Annotated in this window: 17 protein-coding genes; 5 read left to right on the forward strand and 12 right to left on the reverse strand. The window is 58.1% G+C overall.

The genetic code is table 11. The features are described from left to right. Nucleotides 1-10 precede the first annotated feature (10 nt). Nucleotides 11-1303 (forward strand): serine--tRNA ligase, encoded by a 1293-nt coding sequence (gene serS, locus ACR0CZ_RS13285; RefSeq protein ID WP_170511939.1) that lies wholly within the window; start codon nucleotides 11-13, stop codon nucleotides 1301-1303. A gap of 52 nt (nucleotides 1304-1355) precedes the next feature. Here serS and ACR0CZ_RS13290 read toward each other — a convergent pair whose 3' ends face one another. From ACR0CZ_RS13290 to ACR0CZ_RS13310, 5 genes are all read right to left on the reverse strand, one after another. Continuing rightward, complete coding sequence (locus ACR0CZ_RS13290) at nucleotides 1356-1952, reverse strand: helix-hairpin-helix domain-containing protein (protein ID WP_480536915.1); 597 nt, start codon at nucleotides 1950-1952, stop codon at nucleotides 1356-1358. A gap of 88 nt (nucleotides 1953-2040) precedes the next feature. Next, on the reverse strand, nucleotides 2041-3027 hold the full coding sequence (locus ACR0CZ_RS13295) for a fatty acid desaturase (protein ID WP_170396376.1): 987 nt from the start codon (nucleotides 3025-3027) through the stop codon (nucleotides 2041-2043). Between the two features lie 164 nt (nucleotides 3028-3191). Further along, a complete protein-coding gene (gene der / locus ACR0CZ_RS13300; RefSeq protein WP_170396374.1) occupies nucleotides 3192-4655 on the reverse strand; it encodes a ribosome biogenesis GTPase Der in 1464 nt (487 codons plus the stop codon). 49 nt (nucleotides 4656-4704) lie between these two features. Beyond that, nucleotides 4705-6027, reverse strand: coding sequence for an outer membrane protein assembly factor BamB family protein (locus ACR0CZ_RS13305; protein WP_170396372.1), 1323 nt, complete (start codon nucleotides 6025-6027; stop codon nucleotides 4705-4707). A gap of 40 nt (nucleotides 6028-6067) precedes the next feature. Next, nucleotides 6068-6739, reverse strand: a complete 672-nt coding sequence (locus ACR0CZ_RS13310; RefSeq protein ID WP_170396370.1) for a hypothetical protein — start codon at nucleotides 6737-6739, stop codon at nucleotides 6068-6070. A 226-nt stretch (nucleotides 6740-6965) separates the two neighbouring features. Here ACR0CZ_RS13310 and ACR0CZ_RS13315 point away from each other — a divergent pair, with 226 nt between their 5' ends. Both ACR0CZ_RS13315 and ACR0CZ_RS13320 read left to right on the forward strand, forming a co-directional pair. Next, on the forward strand, nucleotides 6966-8189 hold the full coding sequence (locus ACR0CZ_RS13315) for an efflux RND transporter periplasmic adaptor subunit (protein ID WP_170396367.1): 1224 nt from the start codon (nucleotides 6966-6968) through the stop codon (nucleotides 8187-8189). Further along, on the forward strand, nucleotides 8186-12001 hold the full coding sequence (locus ACR0CZ_RS13320) for an efflux RND transporter permease subunit (RefSeq protein WP_170396365.1): 3816 nt from the start codon (nucleotides 8186-8188) through the stop codon (nucleotides 11999-12001). The genes ACR0CZ_RS13315 and ACR0CZ_RS13320 overlap by 4 nt, the downstream gene beginning before the upstream one ends. Nucleotides 12002-12047: 46 nt before the next feature. Here the strand turns inward: ACR0CZ_RS13320 and ACR0CZ_RS13325 are convergent, their stop codons facing one another. The 3 genes from ACR0CZ_RS13325 to ACR0CZ_RS13335 form a co-directional block, all read right to left on the reverse strand. Then, nucleotides 12048-12371, reverse strand: coding sequence for a hypothetical protein (locus tag ACR0CZ_RS13325; protein WP_170396363.1), 324 nt, complete (start codon nucleotides 12369-12371; stop codon nucleotides 12048-12050). 136 nt (nucleotides 12372-12507) lie between these two features. Next, complete coding sequence (locus ACR0CZ_RS13330; RefSeq protein ID WP_170396361.1) at nucleotides 12508-14319, reverse strand: ABCB family ABC transporter ATP-binding protein/permease; 1812 nt, start codon at nucleotides 14317-14319, stop codon at nucleotides 12508-12510. 58 nt (nucleotides 14320-14377) lie between these two features. Next, nucleotides 14378-15718: a LysM peptidoglycan-binding domain-containing protein gene (locus ACR0CZ_RS13335; protein ID WP_170396359.1), complete on the reverse strand. Its 1341-nt coding sequence runs from the start codon at nucleotides 15716-15718 to the stop codon at nucleotides 14378-14380. A 126-nt stretch (nucleotides 15719-15844) separates the two neighbouring features. On the opposite strand from ACR0CZ_RS13335, the gene ACR0CZ_RS13340 reads away from it, so the two are divergent. Then, on the forward strand, nucleotides 15845-16396 hold the full coding sequence (locus ACR0CZ_RS13340; RefSeq protein ID WP_480536914.1) for an LOG family protein: 552 nt from the start codon (nucleotides 15845-15847) through the stop codon (nucleotides 16394-16396). 48 nt (nucleotides 16397-16444) lie between these two features. Here ACR0CZ_RS13340 and ACR0CZ_RS13345 read toward each other — a convergent pair whose 3' ends face one another. Together ACR0CZ_RS13345 and ACR0CZ_RS13350 are read right to left on the reverse strand one after the other, a co-directional pair. Continuing rightward, entirely contained in the window at nucleotides 16445-16897 is a 453-nt protein-coding gene (locus ACR0CZ_RS13345) for a baeRF12 domain-containing protein (protein ID WP_170396355.1), read from the reverse strand. Nucleotides 16898-17181: 284 nt separating this feature from the next. After that, nucleotides 17182-17781 (reverse strand): superoxide dismutase, encoded by a 600-nt coding sequence (locus ACR0CZ_RS13350; RefSeq protein WP_113789565.1) that lies wholly within the window; start codon nucleotides 17779-17781, stop codon nucleotides 17182-17184. Nucleotides 17782-17882: 101 nt separating this feature from the next. Here ACR0CZ_RS13350 and ACR0CZ_RS13355 point away from each other — a divergent pair, with 101 nt between their 5' ends. Further along, nucleotides 17883-18650 (forward strand): FkbM family methyltransferase, encoded by a 768-nt coding sequence (locus ACR0CZ_RS13355; RefSeq protein ID WP_170396353.1) that lies wholly within the window; start codon nucleotides 17883-17885, stop codon nucleotides 18648-18650. Between the two features lie 109 nt (nucleotides 18651-18759). On the opposite strand, the gene ACR0CZ_RS13360 is transcribed toward ACR0CZ_RS13355, so the two are convergent. Together ACR0CZ_RS13360 and ACR0CZ_RS13365 are read right to left on the reverse strand one after the other, a co-directional pair. Then, nucleotides 18760-19326 (reverse strand): sarcosine oxidase subunit gamma family protein, encoded by a 567-nt coding sequence (locus tag ACR0CZ_RS13360; RefSeq protein ID WP_170396351.1) that lies wholly within the window; start codon nucleotides 19324-19326, stop codon nucleotides 18760-18762. Further along, on the reverse strand, nucleotides 19319-22333 hold the full coding sequence (locus tag ACR0CZ_RS13365) for a sarcosine oxidase subunit alpha family protein (protein WP_170466353.1): 3015 nt from the start codon (nucleotides 22331-22333) through the stop codon (nucleotides 19319-19321). The genes ACR0CZ_RS13360 and ACR0CZ_RS13365 overlap by 8 nt, the downstream gene beginning before the upstream one ends. Between the last annotated feature and the right edge of the window lie 28 nt (nucleotides 22334-22361).

Genomic DNA, 22361 nt, shown 5'->3' on the forward strand with positions numbered 1-22361 from the left:
GATCTGAACCATGCACGACATCCGCGCCATACGCGAAAACCCAGCCGCCTTCGACGCCGCCCTTGCGCGCCGTGGGGACGCGCCGGTGTCGTCAGACCTGCTGAGGCTGGACGAAAGCCGCCGCGCCAAGATTCTGGCTGCTGAGACAGCTCAGGCCGAGCAGAACAAGGCCTCCAAGGAGGTTGGCGCTGCCAAAGGGCGCGGGGATGAAGCTGAATTCGAACGCCTGCGCGCTCTGGTCGCCGAGAAAAAGGCCGAAGTGGCCCGGATGCAGACCGAAGCCAAGGATCTGGACGCTCTGCTGGCCGACCAGCTGATCCGCATCGCTAACCTGCCCGCCGAGGATGTGCCCGAAGGCGCGGATGAGAACGACAATGTCGAAATCAACCGCTGGGGCACACCACGCGAATTGGATTTCGAGCCGAAAGAGCATTTTGAAATCGATGCCGTTCAGAATGGCATGGATTTTGAGACGGCTGCCAAACTCTCCGGCTCGCGCTTTGTGCTGCTGTCGGGCGGCGTCGCTCGCATCCATCGAGCTTTGGCGCAGTTCATGCTGGACACCCATATCAACGAGAATGATCTGACCGAGGTCAACGGCCCGGTACTGGTTCTCTCGGAAATGATGCAGGGCACCGGCCAGTTGCCGAAGTTTGGAGAAGACAGCTATCAGACCCGCGAAGGCTGGTGGTTGATTCCAACCTCCGAAGTGTCGCTGACCAACATCGTCAACGACACGATAATCGAGGAGAGTTACCTGCCTCGTCGCTATACCGCGCATTCGCTGTGCTTCCGGTCCGAGGCTGGTAGTGCGGGCAAGGACACACGCGGGATGCTGCGGCAGCACCAGTTCGAAAAGGTCGAGATGGTCTCGGTCACCCATCCGGACAAGTCGGATGATGAACAGAAGCGTATGCTGCGCTGCGCCGAAGGCATTCTCGAAAAGCTGGGCATCCCCTATCGCACCGTGATCTTGTGCACCGGCGACATGGGCTTTGGTGCACGACGCACTTACGACATCGAGGCGTGGCTGCCGGGCCAAAATACCTATCGCGAGATCAGCTCGGTCTCGACATGCGGGGATTTTCAGGCGCGCCGCATGAATGCGCGCTTCCGGCCAGAGGCCGGGGGCAAGCCAGAATATGTCCATACCCTGAATGGTTCGGGCCTGGCCGTGGGGCGCTGCCTGATAGCTGTGTTGGAAAATGGTCAGAATGCGGATGGGACGGTCACCCTGCCCGAGGTTCTGGCACCCTATCTGGGCGGCAAGCTAACCCTTCAGACCAACGGCACGCTGACATAAAAAAACCGGCGCATTTAGGCACCGGTTTCCGATCAGACAAGGCGGAGAAGTATCACTTCTTCGCCTTTTTCTTATCTTTCTTCTTTCCGGGCTTCTTGTCGGACTTCTTCTTGTCAGACTTCTTATCGTCCTTCTTTTTGGCGTCCTTTTTCTTAACGTCTTTTTTGGGCTTCTTGTTTTTCTTACCCTTCTTGGACTTTTCTTTGACCTTTTCCTTAGCTTTGGAAAACACCGCCTCCATTTCAGACTTCTTCTTGGCCGCCTTTTCAGCCTTCGCCTTGGCTTTCGCCTTTTTCTTTGCCTTGGCCTCGGCAGCGGCCTGTTCTGCCGCCGCGCGCTCCTTTGCCGCCTTACGCTCGGCCTCGGCCTTGTTCGCAGCCGCATTGCTTTTGGCTGTCGCGCGCTGCACAGCCGATTTCCGCTCTGCAGGCTTGCGGGTGGCAGCGCGGGGCGCGGGCTTGGGCTTGGCATCAACGACTTCTTTCGCAGCCGCGATCAGCTTAGCTGCGCGGGTGGAACCGACGCGCGGGGTGCCGGACAGATCTTCCGGTTTGGCCTTAGCAATGGCTTCTGCTGTTTTGTAGCCCTTTGCATTCAAGGCCTTTGCCAGCGCTGGCCCTACGCCACGCACCTCAGTAACTGCGGTCATTTCGTTTCCTTTCGTTAACTCCCCCAGATTGTAAACGCACAGCACATACGTTCCTGCGAGAGCGCCAATTCAAGAATTAGACAGGAGGTTACCCGCTTTCGGCCAGGCGATGGCCTGCAGTCCGGCTGGGAAATGGGACAAGTCTTTTGGCATCTTCATCCCATAGTTTCAGATTCAGCGCCGCCACCGCCTCGGGAAACTTGATCCGTCGCGGTGTGTATTCTGGCGGCAGGTTATAGTGGCACGCGCGCAGCCGGTAAGATGGGATGCGGGCATTGAAATGGTGGATGTCATGCAATGTGATGCAGGCCACCGCATTATCGAACCACCAGCCGAAATCCAGCGCCGAGGACCCCTCCAACGCAGCCAGCTTTGGATCCAGCTCGGGGCGGCGATCCCAGTAGGTGTCTTCGAAATTGTGCTGCAAATACACCAGGAACACCCCAAGCATCCCGCCCAGCAGCGAAAACACCAGCCAGACCAGAATGCCGGTGGCACCGGCGATCAAATACAGCAGTCCCAAAAACACAACAATCGAGAGGTTGTGCAGCACCACGCCCATCACACCGAACCGCACGGTGTTCTTGGGCCAGCGATAGCGGATGAAGTATGTGAACAGCGCGCCAACCGGCACTAGAATGAAGGGATTCCGATACAGTCGGTAAAACAAACGCTTTTTCCAATCCGCCTCGTTCCATTCGCGCAGCGTCATGGTGTGGATTTCACCGGTCTCGCGATGCTCGAGGTTGCCGATTCCGGCATGATGCAGATTGTGGTTCTGCTTCATCACCTCGAACGGGGCAAATGTGAAGGGCGATAACCCATGGCCAGCCCATTCGTTCTGCTCGCGCGTTTCAAACAACGAATGGTGCCCGCAATCATGCTGCAGGACATAGAGACGCACGGCAGAGAAGGCAAAAACGATCCCGGCCGGGATCATGATGTACCAGCGGTCGACATAGGTGATCGCCAATGTAAGCGATGCGAAATACACCGCGAATGTTCCGAAATAACTTAGCGCGGCAAGCTTGTTGTCCTGTACCGCGTATTGTCTTGTATATTCTCTCAGATCCATCACGCCCGCTCCCCACGGAGGTCCGACCAATCACAAATTCAAAATTAAGTGCGGAGATCCCGCAAACAAGCAGCACGTGCAAAACAAATGCACGTGCTTGAATGCTAACGCGCAGAAACGGGGCTGTCACGCCCCCTCTCTGAAAATGCTTGAAATTAGCGCAGTTACGCCCGTCCCTTGAGATGCTTGGCCAGTGCGCCTGCGTTTTTCTTGCGCCGCCCTTTGTAGGGGTTCTTATCCCCCTGTCCGCGCAACGTCAGGCGGATAGGGGTGCCCGGCATATCAAAATCCTCGCGCAGGCCGTTGACCAGATAACGCGAATAGCTGTCAGGCATCTTGTCCGGATGCGAACACATGACCACAAACCCGGGCGGGCGGGTCTTGGCCTGCGTCATATACCGCAGCTTGATCCGGCGCCCCTGCGGGGCTGGCGGCGGGTGCTGTTCCAGCATGGCGGTCAGCCAACGGTTCAGCGCAGCGGTGGGCACGCGGCGGTTCCACACGTCATGGGCACGCAATATCGCGGCGCGCAAACGTTCCAAACCGCGGCCTGTTTTAGCCGAGACTGTGATCAGCGGCGCTCCACGCAACTGCGGCAGCAAGCGTTCGAAGGATTCTTTCAGATCGCGCAGCTTTTCCTGTTTGTCTTCTTCGATGTCCCATTTGTTGACGGCGACGACCACAGCACGACCCTCACGTTCGGCCAGATCGGCAATGCGCAGATCCTGTTGCTCGAATGGGATAGCCGCATCCAGCAACACGACGACGACCTCGGCAAACTTGACTGCGCGCAGCCCGTCGGAAACCGAGAGTTTCTCAAGCTTCTCCTGCACCTTGGCCTTCTTCCGCATCCCGGCGGTATCAAAAATCCGCATCGGGGTGCTGTCCCCGTCAGGGTCGGCCCAGTCGATCCGCAAGCTGATCGCGTCGCGCGTGATCCCGGCCTCGGGGCCGGTCAGCAATCGATCCTCGCCGATGATCTTGTTGATCAGGGTGGATTTACCGGCATTCGGACGGCCAACTACAGCGACTTGCAGGGGTTTGTCAGCGGTGATCAGCGGGGCTTCGCCTTCCCCGTCTTCGTCCAGCTCGATATCGGTTTGCGGTGTCTCTTCTACGCGCGCCTCTTCAGCCGCGTCAGCCAGTGGCATCAATTGCGCATAGAGGTCCGTCATCCCCTCGCCATGTTCGCCCGACAGACGCACCGGCTCGCCAAGGCCAAGGTTGTATGCTTCAAGCACGCCCGCATCAGCCGCGTTCCCTTCGGCCTTGTTCGCTGCCAGGATCACGTGTTTGGAGCGCTTACGCAGAATCTCGGCGAACATTTCGTCCGTGGGCGTCAAGCCCACCCGCGCGTCAATCATGAACAGACAGACATCGGCCATGTCCACTGCACGCTCGGTCAGGCGGCGCATCCGACCTTGCAAGCTGTCATCGGTTGCGTCCTCAAGACCCGCCGTGTCGATCACGGTAAAACGCAAGTCGCCCAGCCGCCCTTCACCTTCGCGCAGGTCACGCGTTACGCCGGGCTGGTCGTCGACCAAAGCCAGGCGTTTGCCCACAAGGCGATTGAACAGAGTGGATTTGCCCACATTCGGGCGCCCCACGATGGCGAGGGTCAGCGACATGATACTCAACTTTCAAGACTCAAGATGCGCCCTTTAACGCATCTTGTCGTCAACGGAAAGCGTGCAGTTCGCCCTTGGTCGACACAACATACAGCGTCTGACCCGCCACAACCGGTGCCGTGGTCGCGCCACCCGGCACTTCGACCTGATGCACCAGCGCTCCGTCGACGGGATTGAAGAAGCGCAGATAGCCGTCGTTCGAAGCCACGACAAGGCGTCCACCGGCCATGATCGGGCCGTAATGGGCAAAGATCGGCCCCCGGCGGCCCGGCTTGTTCTTGACGAAGCCCGGCAGATCGATGGCCCAGACAGTCGAGCCATCGGCTGCATCCAACCGTACCAATTGACTGCGATCACTGATCAGAAAAACACTGTTCCCCGCCGGCCAGACTGTATCAACGGCCCCCTCCGGTGCAGTCCAGTTCCGCTCACCCGAATTCCCGTCGAACGAGACCGTGCGCCCCGAATGGTTGCCGATTATGACCGAACTACCCGACACCATGGGCCCGGCGGTCACATCCACGATCTGAGCTGCCGCTCGGCCCCGACGCCCGCCTGCAACGGACGCGTTCCAGCGTAAAATACCGCCCCGGCGGAATGTTGCCGCGACATCACCCGATCCAAAGGCAAAGACTGACAGGTCCGAGGCAATCACGGGAGCAGGTGCACCCAGAACGTTGCCGACGCTCGGCGTGCCTTCGATTTGCCAGATGATCCGCCCATCCTTGGTATTCACCGCCCAACCGGTTTCGTCCCCGGCCACCAGATAGAGTATGCCGCCGCTAACCAAAGGAGCACCGCTGCCAGTTGCATTCAGACGTTTCTGCCACCTTTGCGCCCCGGATTTCGCATCGAGCGCGGTCAACCTACCGAAACCCGACGAGACATAAAGCACACCGTCGGCATAGGCGAGCCCTCCGCCTGTGGCATCCCCGTCCTTTTCATTCGGCGGGATAAGGTTTGTGCTCCAGGCGACCTGCCCTTGGGGCGTAACAGCCGAGACATTTGCCCCGGAATCGAGCGTATATATCAGGCCACCAGCAACAACAGGGTCTGCGGTGATCCGCTGTTTTCGGCTATCGCCAGACCCAATGTTAGCAGACCAAATACGCTGCGGTGTGGCACTCAGCGCTGCGTTTGTAGTGCGGAAGGCGGGTGTACCCGCGCTTTGCGACCAGTTGGCGTTGCGGCTTTGAGCCGGAATACTGATCGGTTTGGCGCCACGGGTTTCAACGGTTTCGTTGTCGATGGAGGCACGAATATCCTCACGCTCACCCGGCAGAATGACTTCGGGTTCCTGACAGGCGCTGAGAACGGTGAGCGCGGCTGCCGCAACGGGCAATCCGAAGCCTGAGAAATAACGTGATAGCATAATCTACAAACTCGCCTGTGATGTTCCGTTTCGCTGCCGGTTAACCCTGCTGGTTCGCCACGGGCTCGGGTTCGCCCCCAAGCGCGACGATCAGTTGAGCCGCGCGCTGTTGCAGATCGACGCTGGCCTCGGCGTCCTGGCGCAACGCCTGCAAACGGTCCAAAGCGGCTTGCGTATTGCCCTCGGCCACATCGATCAGGGCCAATTGTTCTTCGGCGAGCAGACGCAAAGGAGCACCAGGTATGGCCAGCGCTTCGAACTGTTGACGACGATCCGCCACTGGCATCGTGTCAGTTTGCAGTAGCAATGCCTTGAAACTTGCAATCGCGCGATAGATTTCAGGCAAATCCCCCTGCGTGGCGATCGCGTTCAGACTGTTCACCGCATCTTGCGCCGATCCGGCCTCGGCCTGAGAGGCGGACAGCAACATGTTCAAAACCGCGTCACCGCCGACAGACGCAGCATCGATCGCCTGCAGGCTTTGTGCCCGTTCGGCCGATCCGTTTTCAGCCAGCGCTGACAGAATCGCATCACCTAGAGCCTCGGCCTGGTTGGTATCGCGTGCTTTTCGGTATTCGTTGAACGCAGCACCCCCGACAATGGCCACGACAGCCAGCACACCTACCCAGCCCCAACGGCGCAAAAGAAGGTACATGCGATCGCGGCGCACCTCTTCGGTGACCTCTTCAATAAAACTGTCGGCGTCGCTCATCCCTGCCCCCAGGCTTAAGTGTCCGGTTTTCTAGCGCCATGTCATACCCCGGCGATCAGGCCAAGCCAAGTGCCCGAATTCATACATTTGCCACCATGTGGGTGACCCTTGCGTAAAAAACTAAACCGAACTATTCAGTTCAGTATGGAAAAGACATGGCCACAGCCCCATTTTAAGGGATAGCGGCTAAAGCCGACCGCGCGAACAGATCTGGAGATTCTACCGCATGCGATTGATTTCATTCGTTAACGCCATTTTGGTTATTGTTGCGTTGTATTTTCTTGTTTTCGAGCGCGACGCGCTGTTTGCATTTGCAGGTCGCGGAGACGAACCATCCGAGACCGCGACCGAGGTCTCGGAATCGGTGCAATCACCGGACTCGATCGGCGTTGTTGTGCTGCGCTCAACTGCGCGCGAGATCGGCAGCGCCGTTCAATTACGGGGTCAGACCAAGGCAAACCGCCAGGTCGAGGTCCTTGCCGAAACCATTTCGACAGTCCTGTCCGAGCCCAAGCGCAAAGGAGCTTTTGTCGAAGCAGGAGATCTGCTGTGCGAGCTTGATCCCGGAACCCGGCCCGCGAGCCTGGCCGAAGCCATGGCAGCCAAGCTTGAGGCCGAAAGCCGCGTTCCCGAGGCCGAAGCGCGCCTGGAAGAAGCTCACGCCCGTTTGGCTGAAGCCGAAATCAATCTGAAAGCAGCCCGCAAGCTGTCGGAAACCGGGTTTGGATCAGAAACGCGCCGTATCTCGAGCGAAGCCGAAATGAGCACTGCCGAGGCCGGAATCAAATCCGCCGAGGCTGGTCTGGAAGCTACGCAAGCTGGGATTGAAGCCGCCACCGCAGCAGTTGCAGCCGCCCAGCGCGAGATTGATCGCCTGACCATCAACGCCCCGTTTAAGGGTCTGCTTGAAAGTGATACTGCGGAATTGGGCAGCCTGATGCAGCCCGGCTCGCTCTGCGCAACCGTCATCCAGCTCGATCCGATCAAGCTGGTGGGTTTTGTGCCTGAATCAGAAGTGAATCGGATCATTGTCGGATCGATGGCAACTGCGCAGTTGGTTACGGGTCTGCAGGTCGAGGGGCGCGTGACCTTCCTCAGCCGTTCGGCTGATGAAACCACGCGGACATTCGAGGTCGAGATCACAGTGCCAAACCCGGAACTGCTGATCCGTGACGGCCAAACCGCCAACATTCAGATCGCGGCCGAAGGGGTCAAGGCACATCTGCTGCCCCAATCCGCACTGACCTTGAACAATGAAGGTGAGCTTGGTGTTCGCACAGTGGTAGCCGACAATGTCGTTGATTTTGTTCCGATCCGCCTTCTACGTGACACCGCTGATGGTGTATGGGTTGGTGGCCTGCCGGAAACTGCTGATATCATCGTGATCGGGCAGGAATTCGTCACACGTGGTGTGACGGTCGCGCCGACATACAGGGAAGCATCGCAATGACGGGTATCGTCAGTTGGGCCGCAAGCCGTGCCAGAATGGTGCTGGCTTTCATCGCGATTTCGCTGGTTATCGGCGGGTATGCTTATGTCGGGCTCCCAAAAGAGGGTGAACCCGACATCGATATCCCGATGCTCTTTGTGTCGGTGCAGTTTCCAGGGATTTCAGCCGAGGACAGCGAAAGCCTGCTGATCAGGCCGATGGAAACCGAGATGGCCGATCTCGACGGGTTGGACACGATGACCGCCACCGCCGCCGAGGGCTACGCAGGCATTCTGCTGGAGTTCGAGTTCGGTTGGGACAAATCCGCCACCATCGCGGATGTGCGCGATGCCATGAACACCGCGCAAGCTGATTTCCCTGATGGGGCTGAGCAATACACGATTACCGAGGTCAACTTCTCCGAGTTTCCCATCGTCATTGTTAACCTGACCGGCCCGGTACCAGAGCGTACAATGGCGCGCGTTGCCAAAGATCTGCAGGACGAACTTGAGGCGTTGGACGCAGTGCTGGAAGCTGGCATTGCCGGAAACCGCGATGAAATGCTTGAGGTCGTGATCGACCCGCTGCGGCTTGAGGCCTACAACGTCACGGCCGCCGAACTGATCAACGTTGTGCAAAACAACAACCAACTGATCGCTGCAGGTGAGGTCGAGACCGAACAGGGCACGTTCTCGGTCAAGATCCCGTCGTCATTTAAGACTGCTCAGGACGTCTATGGCCTGCCCGTAAAGGTCAACGGAGACCGCGTGGTCACCTTAGGCGAACTGGCCGAAATCAACTATACGTTTGAAGACCGCGCGGGCACAGCCCGGTTCAACGGCGAACCCACCGTCGCGCTGCAGGTCGTCAAGCGCAAGGGCTTCAATCTGATCGACACCGTTGCGCTGATCAAAGCCACCGTCGCCGAAGAACAAATCAAGTGGCCAGCCGAACTGCAGGCCGCTGTTGATGTGGGCACCTCAAACGACCAAAGCCGCATCGTCGATTCAATGGTGCGCCAGCTTGAAGGATCGGTTCTGACCGCCGTCGCGCTGGTGATGATCGTGGTATTGGCTTCGTTGGGAACACGCGCCGCGTTGTTGGTGGGTTTTGCCATTCCTACCTCGTTTCTGTTGTGCTTCGCCTTCCTCGCGATGATCGGGGTCACCATCTCGAATATGGTGATGTTTGGCCTGATCCTTGCCGTGGGCATGCTGGTCGATGGCGCCATCGTTGTTGTGGAATATGCCGACAAGCGCATTAAAGAAGGCGTTGGTCCGATGCACGCCTATGTCGAGGCGGCGCAACGGATGTTCTGGCCGATTGTTTCGTCGACGGCCACTACACTGTGTGCATTTCTTCCGATGTTGTTCTGGCCCGGTATTCCCGGCGAGTTCATGAAGATGCTGCCCATCACGCTGATCTTCGTTCTGTCGGCCTCGCTGATTGTGGCACTGATCTACCTGCCGGTCGTGGGCGGTGTCTCGGGCCGTATGAGCCGCAGTTTCGAGCGCAGCTCGAACTGGCTGCGGGCCCGCACGCCTTGGTGGCTGCGAGTGCTTCTGGTACCGCCTTCACTGTATATGATCTTCCTCGGCGCAATGCAGGTCTTGAACCCCAACTATCTGCTGCCCGGCGGTTCACTTTCTGGCGTGCTACTGTTTCTGTTCGGCGCCTTCGCTGGGTCGGTCACGCTGAGTGCTGCCAAGATCGAACGCGCCCCGGATGAACATGTTCATACCGCTAAAGAGCACACGCCCTTCGGTTATGTGATCAAGTTCCTGGTCGGCAATCCGGTCATGCCGGTGGTGTCCATCGCAGTCGTCTTTGCGGCGGTGTTTTGGGTCGCATTCATCATATTCCCGCAAAACTCTCGCGGCGTTGAATTCTTCGTGGAAAGCGAACCGGAACAGGCCACGGCCTATGTCCGGGCGCGCGGCAACCTGTCTCTGGCTGAAAAGGACGAAATGGTTCTTGAGGCCGAGCGCGTAATCAGCGAACACCCGGCGGTGATCAACGTATTTGCCTTTGCGGGCGAAGGCGGGCTCAATCAGAACAATGGCGGTGCAGAAGCCCCCGCCGACACAATTGGTCGCGTACAGTTCGAGCTCATTCCTTGGGAAGATCGCCCAATCAGCTCTGAACAGATTACCGGTTGGTTCTGGGGACCGATTGCAGGTCTACTTGGCTTTGCAAAGGAAGAGGTCGCGGCGGAATATGACGGCAATTTTGTTCTGGACGAACTAACCGCAGAGCTGGCAACCCTTCCTGGCTTTATCGTTGATATTCAGGCGCTGGAACAAGGTCCCGCTTCCGCCAAGCCCGTTCATCTGCGCATCAAAGGCGATAGCTGGGAGGATCTGACGGCCGCGACCGTCACAGCACGAGAAGCCTTTGACACCACACCCGGCTTGATCAAGATCGAGGACACCCTGCCTCTGCCCGGCATCGACTGGCAGATCGACGTGGACGTGGCCAAGGCGGGTCGATTCGGCGCGGACGTCGCAACCGTTGGCGCGATGGTACAGCTTGTGACGCGTGGCATCTTGCTGGGTGAAATGCGACCGGATTCAACCGATGAAGAGGTAGAAATCCGCGTCCGCCTACCTGATCAGGATCGCGTCCTGTCAACGCTGGATACGCTGAAAGTTCGCACACCGGACGGGTTGGTCCCCCTGTCGAACTTCGTCACCCGCAAACCCGTGGCCAAGCTCGCCGAGATCAATCGCGCGGATCAACAGCGCTACTATGACGTTAAAGCGGATGTCGAGCCTGGGCTGAGCAAGATCGTGACCACCGGTCCTGACGGTGCAGAGCTGCGTTTGGCAACCGTGCGCGCGATTGGTGAAGGTGCCACACCAACTGGCAGCACGATTACCAGCGCGGACGGGGCAGAGTTCGAACTCGTTCAACTAACGGGTGCCGAGAACGTGGGTGAAGTGCGGTCCGCCATCGAAAGCGGTGACGCTCGGTTTGCCCTGATCAATCCGAACGAACGGATTGCCGTGCTGACCGAGTGGCTGGAAACCGATCCTTTTGGTCGCACCATCACTTGGGAATGGACCGGCGATCAGGAGGATCAGGCTGAAAGCCAGGCGTTCCTGTCCAGCGCATTCCTGGCAGCACTGGGTCTGATGTTCGTGATCCTGCTGGCGCAGTTCAACTCGTTCTACAACTCGGTGCTGGTGCTGCTGGCCGTGGTTCTGTCTACGACCGGCGTGTTGCTGGGCATGATGGTAATGCAACAACCGTTCTCGATCATCATGACCGGGACCGGGATCGTGGCGTTGGCCGGTATCGTGGTGAACAACAACATTGTTCTGATCGACACCTATCAGGAATATAGCGGCTACATGTCTCGCATTGATGCCATCGTCCGCACGGCTGAGGCGCGTATCCGCCCGGTTCTGCTGACTACGCTGACAACAATGGCGGGTCTGACCCCGATGATGTTCGGCCTGTCGCTGGATTTCATCGGCGGAGGGTATTCGATCGACAGCCCCACGGCACTGTGGTGGAAACAGCTGGCCACGGCGGTGGTCTTTGGCTTGGGTACCGCCACGGTGTTGACGCTGATCGTCACGCCTTCATTCCTGGCGCTGCGAGTGTGGGTCACAACCTACGCGGTATGGCTGGGTAAGGCGCTGGCACGCGCCACCGCGGGTCGATCCAGCCAAATCGCGCAGGACATGGCGATCGGCCAAAGCGCGCGAGATGTGCAAGCAGCCGAAATGATCTGGACCGATGAACAGGATAAAGCTGCCCTTGATCAGAGCGCTCAGGACGATCGCCCCGATCATCCTCCAACAACACCGTTGAAAGCGGCGGAATAAAAAAAGGCGAGCCTTCGGGCTCGCCTTTTCAATTCTGGCAGAAGCGTTACTCGACGAATGCGTATTCGCCCAGATCACACAGGTTCAGACCATAGTCTTCAATTGATTCCCCGTCGCTGAAAATACCACGGATGTCATAGACACAGGTGGTCAGCCCGTCCGCAATAAGGACGTCTATTTCGTAATCCGCGCCCAGATAACCACCCTCAAGCAGGTTGCCTTCCCAGCTGCCGGACGAGGCCGGAGACACGTTGAACTCAACCAGGTCATAGCTGGTTTCGTTGATAATCAAGAATTCCAGATCCTCGGCTGCCGCCGAAGTCGCCATCAACAGAGTTGCAGTCAACGCTGCTGCTGCTCGCATTTTCATGAAGTTTCTTCCTTGTCTGTGTTTCGGCCCGCACAGTGTCGCGGCGGCGGGTCCGCGTCAAACGGAAAACCGTATCGCAGCAGCCGATTTTTTTCGAACCGATCCGCGCAATCATCAGTTGCAAGCGCCGTTGAGCTTAGGCCGCTTCGCTGTCGGCCTGTTGACGGTTCCACAGTTGGGCATATCGCCCCTCACGGCCGAGCAGCTCATCATGCGTGCCCTGCTCGATGATCTCACCACGTTCCAGAACGACGATCCGATCGGCCTCGGCAATGGTGCTAAGGCGGTGTGCGATGGTGATCACCGTCCGCCCCTCACCCGCTCGGGCCAAAGCATCTTTGATGTCCTGCTCGGTATCCGTATCCAAGGCTGACGTCGCTTCGTCCAACAACAGGATCGGCGGGTTTTTTAGCAAGGTTCGGGCGATGCCGACACGTTGCTTTTCACCGCCTGATAGTTTCAGGCCGCGTTCGCCGACCTTGGTATCGTACCCTTCTGGCAGGCTGACGATGAAATCATGAATCTGCGCGGATTTGGCGGCGGCCTCTACATCCTGCTGGGTCGCGCCTTCACGCCCATAAGCGATATTGTATCGGATCGTGTCATTGAACAGGACCGTATCCTGCGGAACGACACCGATCGAGGCATGCAGGCTTGACTGGCTAACATCGCGCACATCCTGCCCGTCGATTTTCAGCGACCCGCCGGTGACATCGTAAAACCTAAATAGCAGCCGCCCGATTGTGGACTTCCCAGACCCGGTGGCGCCGACAATCGCAACGGTCTGACCGGCTGGCACGGTCAAAGAAACGCCCTTGAGGATTTCGCGATCAGGCTCGTAACCAAAGCGGACATCTTCAAGCGTAACCTCCCCACCATTTACCTTCAGGTTCGGGGCGCAGGGTTTATCCATCACTTCCGCTGGCTGCTCCAACAGATCAAACATCTGCCCCATATCCACCAGTGACTGACGAATTTCGCGGTACACCGTGCCAAGAAAATTCAGCGGTACGGTTATCTGGATCATGTAAGCATTGACCATCACGAAATCGCCGACGGTCAGCGCCCCCTTCTGCACGCCCATTGCAGCCAGAACCATCACGCCAATCAGGCCACATGTGATCAGGAACGACTGACCAAAATTCAGGAATGCCAGCGAATAGGCCGTCTTCAGCGCGGCCTTCGCGTAACCCTTCATCGAAACATCATACCGTTCGGCTTCGCGGGTTTCGGCATTGAAATACTTGACTGTTTCGAAGTTCAGCAGGCTGTCGATGGCGCGCTGGTTGGCCTCGGTATCCTGATCGTTCATCTCGCGCCGCAGCTTCACGCGCCACTCGGTCACCGCAAAGGTGAACCATATGTAAAGCGCAATCGTCACCGCGACGACGACCAGATACCAGACGTCGAATAACCAAAGCAGGATGATCGACACCAGAAGCAATTCCAGGATCAGCGGCCCGATTGAAAACAGCAGAAACCGCAACAGAAACTCAACGCCTTTCACGCCCCGCTCGATTATCCGGCTGAGACCGCCCGTGCGCCGGGTCACGTGATAGCGCATCGAGAGCTGGTGAATGTGCTGGAACGTCTCAAGCGCCAGCGCTCGCAGCGCGCGTTGCCCAACTGGCGCAAAGAACGCATCCCGCAATTGCTGGAAGCCAACAGTCATCATGCGGGCCACACCATAGGCAACGGTCAATCCGATCGCACCCAACGCAAGCGGCGGTACACCTTCGCCCGCCAAACCATCCACGGCACCTTTGTACAGGATGGGAGTATACACAGCGATCAGCTTGGCCAGCACCAGCATCGCCATCGCCAAAATGACACGCCGTTTCACCCATGGCTCGTCCTCGGGCCAAAGATAGGGCGAAACCTTGCGGATGGTTCGCCAGCCCGAACGATGCTCGTCCGTGTCGGTTTTGATCGCGGATGGTTGTCTCATCACGTACCTTAACTGCGGTCAGAGAATTGCCCTGGCCCAGTTGGGCCAGTGGTCATGTTTATTCAGGAATGGTGAAAATCTGCCCTGGATAGATCAGGTCAGGATCACGGATCGAATCTTTGTTGGCCTCGAAAAGTTTGACATACAGCACACCGTCACCAAACCGGTCGCGCGAGATCGCCCAAAGCGTATCACCCTTTTGAACCGTGACCGAGCGGATCGCCGGAGCGTCGGTTGAGGCCTCACCCGGATTGGTGGTTTCGGTCGCGCGCAGGACCTCGACGGGTTCGCGTTTGAACGGCGTCTCAAGCCTGCTGACCACAGTGCCATCAGGGGCAACCTCATCCACCCTCAGAGTGTACACTCCGGGGTCAATGCCCTCGACCTCGCCGCGCCATTGCCCGTCAGTCGCCGGTGCAATGTCGGCCACAAGCTGGTTGTCCAGATACAAGCGTACGGCCGATCCATCCTGCGCCCGCCCGGTCAATTCCACATCACCCGCGTCCGAATAGCCAATCGTGTCCAGGGCAATCTGCTCTGGCGGCGTATCCTGAACAGTGGGTGCTTGCAAAAGTTCAACCCCTTCTTCGCCCGAGCGCAGGATCGCAACCTGCTGGTCAGGCGCGTCGCCTGATTCCGGCTGAGTTTCAGTCGCGGGCGCGGTCTCATTCACAGGTGGCGTTGCGGCACCTGCAACTTCTGGTTCATTCTCTTCGGTTTCAACTTGGTTGGCTGCTTGCTGATCGGTTGTTTCCGTATCCGTCGTCTGTGCCTCGGCAACCTCTTCGACCGGCTCATCGGCAGCGGGCTCCGACACGGCCGGTGGGGCCGGTTCGGGCAGCGCCGCGATCAGATAATCATCTGAACGGCTGGTGTCTTCGCCTCTCCGGGTCTCAAGAAAAAGCCCGCGAGCGTCGTCTGCAAACGGGATCGATACAAACTCGGCGAACTGGCCGCTGTCATCGACGGTGAAGCTGTGAACAGTCTCACCGTCCAGCAGAACACTGACCTCGGACCCCGGTTCGGCATTGCCGGACAGTACCGCGTTTCCATCGGACTCAACGAATATCTGATCCAGAACCGGCGCGGCCAAAACCGGAACATCCGCTTCTTCGCTATCCGGAGTTTGATCGGAAATCTCGGGCGGTGTGTCTTCAGCAACAGATTCGCCGGCTTCCGCCGCCTGGCTTTCGGGCTGCGCCTCCGCTGGCTGGGTTTCCGGCTCGGCGACCTCCGCAATCGGCTCGGATGTTTCAGTCGCTTCCTGCTCAGCCTGCTGTTCCGGCCCGCCGAACAGACCGGACAGGTACAACCCGCCCGCAACGAGCACCACAACGATCCCGGCAACCAGCCCCCATATGAAGGTACCAGAACCTCCGCTTCCCGATTTGGCGTTCATTCTTTTCCTTTCACTCCGCCCGGGAAATGCCCAGTTTGGCGCGCATTTCATGGAGCGGTTGAGCCAACCTATCAATCCCGCTATCAGGGGTCAAAACCCCTAACACAAGAGCAGAGAGCCCTACCTATGTCCCAGAAATCCGTCTGTGTGTATTGCGGGTCACGCAATGGTGTGAATCCTGCCTACTCCGCCGCTGCCCACAGCTTTGGAACCTTGTTGGCCAACGAAGGCTGGCGGCTGGTCTACGGGGCCGGAGATGTGGGTCTTATGGGCGAGGTCGCGCGGGCGGCACAATCGTCCGGCGGCGATACATTTGGGGTGATCCCGGTGCACTTGCTTCAGCGCGAGGTCGTCAAGACCGACCTTACCCGGTTCATCGTGACCGAGACGATGCACGAGCGTAAAAAAGTGATGATCATGAACGCGGATGCCGTAGTTGTCCTGCCCGGCGGCCCCGGATCATTGGACGAACTTTTCGAAGCACTGACATGGCGGCAACTGGGGCTTCATGACAAACCCATTCTGGTGATGAATGTTGACGGGTACTGGGACACGCTGCACACGCTGCTGAATCAACTGATCGGTCAGGGGTTTGCAGATGGTTCTCTGGCAGAATTCATCACCTGGGTCGACACACCGGATGCGACCATGTCCGCGCTTCGCAAATTACTGAACTAAATAAACTGGCAATCGGGCGACGCAAACCGCCCGATTGTCGGCATTCGTTTAGGCAGGTTTTGCCAATCGGGTCTTCAATATCCGTTCGACCTTGTGCAACGGGTGGTTTGTGAGTGTTTTGTCAACCTCGGCCACCACCTTTGCCAGCACTTCACTGTGCAGCCGACGGCGCAACAGGCCCAGAACATGCGGACTGGCAACCAATACCAATCGTTTATAGGCCCCTTTCAGCCCCTTGCGATTCAGAAGATTCGCCACATCCTGAACGAACAGAGATTTTGCGTGGGACTTCCATGTCTCCTCTTCAACCGCAGATTTCTGGTTCGGTCCCGTATCGGGTCGCCGCCCTGCCCTGTCACTTGGCTTGGTCGGTGCTGCGTCCTGTTCTTCGACCGACACGACGACCAAGTTGGGGTCCTGTGCGTCCGTGATATTCTCCATCACCAGCGCTTTTTCCCCATCGGCGATGATAACCCATGTTCCCTGTTCAAGTGCAGCCATTCGTGATCTCCTGTATCGCTTAGGTTGGCCTTCGCCTGTCCCTTAGACACACCTGTTTAACGATGCGGCGTTGGTGTTTCGCTCGCATTTTGATAGGTTTTTGGTTGATTGGCGGTACTCTCCCTCCGCCTACTTTACGTAGGTGCTGAAAGGCCGTGCACAATAGGTGGAATAATGAAAGTTGACGTACCGGCAGGTTTTTACCGGCCACCCATCAATTCATAACAAAAAGCCCGCCAGCATCACTGCCAGCGGGCCATTCATTAAGTTCTACCAAGTGGAAATCACATCCGCGAGGCGACGTTTTCCCAATTTACAAGATTGTCGAGGAAGTTCGACAGATACGCCGGACGCTTGTTGCGGAAATCGATGTAATACGAGTGCTCCCACACATCACAGCCAAGCAGTGCGGTTTGACCGAAGCACAGCGGGTTCACGCCGTTTTCAGTTTTCGTCACTGCCAACGAACCGTCGGCATTCTTGACCAGCCACGCCCAGCCGGAACCGAACTGACCGGCACCGGCAGCGCTGAACTGCGACTTGAATTCGTCAACCGAACCGAAGCTTTCGGTCAGAGCCTTCTCCAGCTCACCGGGCATCGCGTTGCCACCGGGGCCCATCATCTCCCAGAACTGGTTGTGGTTCCACAGCTGGCTGATGTTGTTGAAGATACCGTTCTGCGCGACGGCATTTGCGTCGTATGTGCCAACGATGATCTCTTCCAGTGACTTGCCGTCCCACTCGGTGCCGGCGATCAGCTTGTTGCCGTTGTCGACATAGGCCTTGTGGTGCAGGTCATGGTGATATTCCAGCGTTTCCGCGGACATACCCTTGGCTGCCAGCGCGTCATGTGCATAAGGAAGATCAGGAAGTTCAAAAGCCATCTCGGCCCCCTGTTGAAAATGAATGTTGCGGTTCCAAAGGTTAAATGCTTTGACAGCCGCCGCAGGTCAAGGGCCGCAACACAAAAACCCGGAGGTCCGCGATGCTGACACAGGCGCGCAAAATGTTTTATCGCGCCCGCGGATACTATGCGGGCAACTTGAACGGTGAACCCTTTCGCCTGGACCCCTATCACTCGAAATTCTGGCGCAAGGTATCAGCCGGGGAGTGGGAACCTGAGACATTTTCGGTGCTGGACCACTATCTGTCGCCCGAAAAGGACTATCTTGATATCGGTGCATGGATCGGCCCCACGGTCCTCTATGCCGCGCGCCGCGCTCGCCATGTGTGGTGTTTTGAGCCTGACCCAGTGGCTTACCGCCATTTGGTCTGGAACCTAGAGCTGAACGACATCCGAAACGTATCAGCCTTCAGCATCGCCTTGTCAGATGGGTTTGGAGTGACACGAATGGCTTCAGCGCACGGAGAGGCAGGCGATTCAACGTCATCATTGCTCCACGAAGGAAGCCATGGCACCGACGCACTTACCATCGGTTGGGATCAATTTTCTGAATCCGTCGACCTGACTGATGTCTCTTTGGTCAAAATGGATATCGAAGGCGCTGAATTTTCGGTCCTGCCTTCTATGCTGCCTTGGTTAGAAAAAGATAACCCTGCGCTGTTTCTCTCAACGCACGCACCTTATCTGAGCGCAGACAACCGCAGCGCGGCCATGAAAAAACTATCAGAAGACCTGGCTTTCTATAGCCATTGCCACGACCCACACACAGGCGAAACCGGCAAGTCAGCCCTCACGGGCAAGCGTGCACTCACTCAATTCCCGACATTCCTGTTCAGCGCGAACCCCTGACACCCGAACCAGAGATCCGGCCTTCATCTCGACAGAAATACCTTGGGAGTGAGGCCGCAGGCCGAGGGGGCAAAGCCCCCTCACCCACATATCATCAGGCGATCAGGGCTTAATAAACCCCGACCTCGCTGCCGGGCTGCGCCGCAACCTTCAGCAATTTGAACGCATAGTCCGCCGCAGAGCGGAAGCAGACGATGCGGAAAGTCTCAGCGTCGTCCATCCAGAAGGCACCTGCCACTTGCGCCAAACGCGAACGGCGGATCTGGCCGGGTTGGAATGCCTCGGCCGACAGCTCAACCGGAGCCAGCTTGCCCAATACCTCGCGCGCGTTCGCGCCCGAAACGCGGAATACGGCCCGCGCGTCGGAGACGTTGACCGCCAGTGCGTGCGTACCACTTAGCGCGTTGGTCATCGCGGCGAGTTTGGCCTCGACCTCGGCATAAGGCACAAGCACCAGCAATTCGTCGGTGGACATCCAGCAAACACCGGTGTCGCCATTCACAAACGCTTCACGCTGACCGGGCACTTTCTGCCCGGTGGCGTCTTTGACAACCTTAGCCAGTACCTTATCCGACAGATCACCGCGCAGTGTGATCATGCCCTGTAGGCCGCATTCCTCGATCTTGGCGATGCCATCATATGAGGCGTGGTTCAGTGCGCTGATGGGTTCAGACATTCTGCTTCTCCCCGTCCTTGTCATAGAAGATCGGGTCCACGATCTTGGCCTTGTAGGTTTTGCCGTCAGTGCCCGGGAACTCGACCACTTCGCCCATCCGGTCGGGGCCGTGTTTGATCATGCCCATGGCGATGCCTTTACCCAGATTGGCCGAGTAGTAGGTCGAAGTTACGCGACCGATCATGTTGCGCTGACCGTTCGCATTCACGCCCTCGCCCACCGCATAGGCACCGTCCGGTAGAACCGATCCATCCACAGTCTCAAGACCAACCAGTTTCCAGCGCTCAGGATCGGCCATATGGGTCCGCGAATGGGCGCGTTTTCCGAGGTAATCCTCTTTCTTTTTGGACAGCGCCCAGTGCAGCCCCAGATCCTGCGGGATCACGGTGCCGTCGGTCTCATCGCCGATCATGATAAAGCCTTTCTCGGCACGCAGAATATGCAGACATTCGGTGCCGTATGGCATCACTCCGAACTCCTGCCCTGCCTCGATCAGAGCGTCCCAGAACGCCTGACCTTGGCTTGCAGGGACCGCGATCTCATAGGACAGCTCACCCGAGAACGAGATACGGTAGGCCCGCGCGTCGAACGCGCCGATCTTGCCATCGCGCCATTCCATGAAGGGCAGCGCCTCTTTCGACAGATCCATGCCGCCCAGCTTCTCAAGTACCTTGCGGGCGTTCGGACCTACCACGGCGACCTGCGCATATTGCTCGGTGACGTTCGCGACGTAGACTTTCCAGTCCCACCACTCGGTCTGCAGCCATTCTTCCATGTGGCCATGGATACGCTCGGCCCCGCCGGTGGTGGTGTGGCACAGCCACGTGTCCTCATCGATGCGGGCAACAACGCCGTCGTCGATCAGGAAGCCATTCTCGGAACACATCAGGCCATAGCGGCATTTGCCGACCTTCAGCGTGGACATCATGTTGGTGTACATCATGTCCAGGAACTTGCCTGCGTCGGGGCCTTTGACGATCAGCTTGCCGAGGGTCGAAGCGTCCAACAGCCCGAGGTTTTCGCGGGTGTTTTTAACCTCGCGATTCACCGCATCATGCACGGATTCTCCGGGTCGCACATAGGCATAGGTTCGACGCCAATGGCCGACCGGCTCCCAATCGGCCCCGTTCTTATCGTGCCAGTTATGCATCGGCGTTTGACGGATCGGCTGGAACACCTCACCACGCGCTTCACCACCAATCGAAGCCATCGAGATTGGAGTATATGGCGGGCGGAAGGTGGTGGTACCGACCTTCGGGATCTCCGAATCCAGCGCATCAGCAAGGATTGCCAGACCGTTGATATTACTCAACTTACCCTGATCCGTTGCCATGCCCAGCGTGGTGTAACGCTTGGTGTGCTCGACACTTTCATAGCCCTCGCGCGCAGCCAGTTGCACGTCCGAGACCTTGACGTCGTTCTGGAAGTCCAGCCACGATTTCATGCGCAGATCAATCTCGGCATTAGAAGGCATGAGCCAGACAGCGGCCATTGGGGCCTCGGCCGTAGTCTCACCAACTGGCGCTTTGGTGCGCTTCGCGGAGAACCCGGCCGCCTTCGCTGCCGCTTTGCCGGCAGTATCTGCATCCTTCAGGACATCCCCCAGGGCCAGCGGGCCGTTCGAAGCCCCTGCCGCCAGAACAAAACCTTCACCGTCTGCCCCCAGCGGAGGACGTGAAGGATCGGGGCGGAAATGCGCGTTCGCCTCGTCCCAGATCAGCTTACCGCCGCAATGCGACCACATATGCACGACCGGAGACCAGCCACCTGACATGGCAATCGCATCGCATTCGACCTCTTCCCGGGCGCCTCCGATCCCCTCTTGATTGCAGATCGCAACTTTCTTGACCCGCTTGCCGCCTTTGACCTTTGCGATCGCCTTGCCCGGATCGACGCGGATACCCAGCTGACGCGCCTCTTCGGCCAGAGGTCCGGCGGTGTCGCGCGCATCAACCACGCGCAGGACATCGACACCGGCCTGTTTCAAGGTAATTGCAGTCCGGTAGGCGTCATCATTGTTGGTGGCGACAATCACACGCTCGCCCGGCGTCACGCCCCAGTTGACCACATAGTCGCGCATGGCAGAGGCCAGCATAACGCCAGGCACATCATTGCCTGCGAATGACAGCGGACGCTCGATGGCACCGGTCGCGGTCACGACCTGCTTCGCACGAATGCGCCACAGGCGGTGACGCGGCCCCTGAACACCCGGTTTGTGGTCTGTCAGACGCTCATAACCCAGTACATAACCATGGTCATAGACCCCCGCACCCATGCAGCGATTGCGCATGGTGACGTTGTCCATTGTTTCGATTTCGGAAACCAATTGTTCCACGAACTTATCCACAGGCTCACCATTGATGGTTCCGCCATCAACCGGAGCACGACCACCCCAGTGCGCAGTCTGCTCGATCAGCATCACCTTGGCACCGGTTTGGGCTGCCACCTTGGCGGCCTGCAAACCCGCGATACCACCACCAATCACCAAGACATCAGTGAAGGCGTAAAAATGCTCGTATGTGTCCGCGTCACGGTTGTCCTTGTCGGGCGCTTTGCCCAAACCCGCCGACTGGCGAATAAACGGCTCGTAAACATGTTTCCAGAACGGTTTCGGATGGATGAACATCTTGTAATAGAATCCGGCTGGCAGAAACCGCGACAGATGCGTATTGATCGCGCCGATGTCGAACTCGAGGTTCGGCCAGTGGTTCTGTGACGCGGATGTCAGACCATTGAACAGCTCTGTCGTGGTGGCGCGCTGGTTCGGCTCAAACCGGTTGCCCTCACCCAGACCGACCAGAGCGTTTGGCTCTTCCGCGCCACTGGCGACCACGCCGCGCGGGCGGTGATACTTGAACGACCGGCCCATCATCATCTGATCATTTGCCAGCAAGGCAGACGCGAGCGTATCGCCCTCGTAGCCCTGCATCGAGGTGCCGTTGAAGGTGAAGTTGACCTTTTTCGACCGATCAATCAAACGGCCATGTTTTGCGAGACGGGTGCTCATGATGCGGACCTTTCGCAGGCGGTATTTT

This window comes from Ruegeria sp. H9, from assembly GCF_056532915.1.

Coding starts and splice junctions, on each gene's coding strand:
- ACR0CZ_RS13290 (WP_480536915.1), bottom strand. CDS start 1,952: ATGACCGCAGTTACTGAGGTGCGTGGCGTAGGGCCAGCGCTGGCAAAG.
- ACR0CZ_RS13315 (WP_170396367.1), top strand. CDS start 6,966: ATGCGATTGATTTCATTCGTTAACGCCATTTTGGTTATTGTTGCGTTG.
- ACR0CZ_RS13330 (WP_170396361.1), bottom strand. CDS start 14,319: ATGAGACAACCATCCGCGATCAAAACCGACACGGACGAGCATCGTTCG.
- ACR0CZ_RS13305 (WP_170396372.1), bottom strand. CDS start 6,027: ATGCTATCACGTTATTTCTCAGGCTTCGGATTGCCCGTTGCGGCAGCC.
- ACR0CZ_RS13295 (WP_170396376.1), bottom strand. CDS start 3,027: ATGGATCTGAGAGAATATACAAGACAATACGCGGTACAGGACAACAAG.
- ACR0CZ_RS13335 (WP_170396359.1), bottom strand. CDS start 15,718: ATGAACGCCAAATCGGGAAGCGGAGGTTCTGGTACCTTCATATGGGGG.
- ACR0CZ_RS13350 (WP_113789565.1), bottom strand. CDS start 17,781: ATGGCTTTTGAACTTCCTGATCTTCCTTATGCACATGACGCGCTGGCA.
- ACR0CZ_RS13325 (WP_170396363.1), bottom strand. CDS start 12,371: ATGAAAATGCGAGCAGCAGCAGCGTTGACTGCAACTCTGTTGATGGCG.
- ACR0CZ_RS13320 (WP_170396365.1), top strand. CDS start 8,186: ATGACGGGTATCGTCAGTTGGGCCGCAAGCCGTGCCAGAATGGTGCTG.
- ACR0CZ_RS13310 (WP_170396370.1), bottom strand. CDS start 6,739: ATGAGCGACGCCGACAGTTTTATTGAAGAGGTCACCGAAGAGGTGCGC.
- ACR0CZ_RS13345 (WP_170396355.1), bottom strand. CDS start 16,897: ATGGCTGCACTTGAACAGGGAACATGGGTTATCATCGCCGATGGGGAA.
- ACR0CZ_RS13365 (WP_170466353.1), bottom strand. CDS start 22,333: ATGAGCACCCGTCTCGCAAAACATGGCCGTTTGATTGATCGGTCGAAA.
- der (WP_170396374.1), bottom strand. CDS start 4,655: ATGTCGCTGACCCTCGCCATCGTGGGGCGCCCGAATGTGGGCAAATCC.
- ACR0CZ_RS13360 (WP_170396351.1), bottom strand. CDS start 19,326: ATGTCTGAACCCATCAGCGCACTGAACCACGCCTCATATGATGGCATC.
- ACR0CZ_RS13355 (WP_170396353.1), top strand. CDS start 17,883: ATGCTGACACAGGCGCGCAAAATGTTTTATCGCGCCCGCGGATACTAT.
- serS (WP_170511939.1), top strand. CDS start 11: ATGCACGACATCCGCGCCATACGCGAAAACCCAGCCGCCTTCGACGCC.
- ACR0CZ_RS13340 (WP_480536914.1), top strand. CDS start 15,845: ATGTCCCAGAAATCCGTCTGTGTGTATTGCGGGTCACGCAATGGTGTG.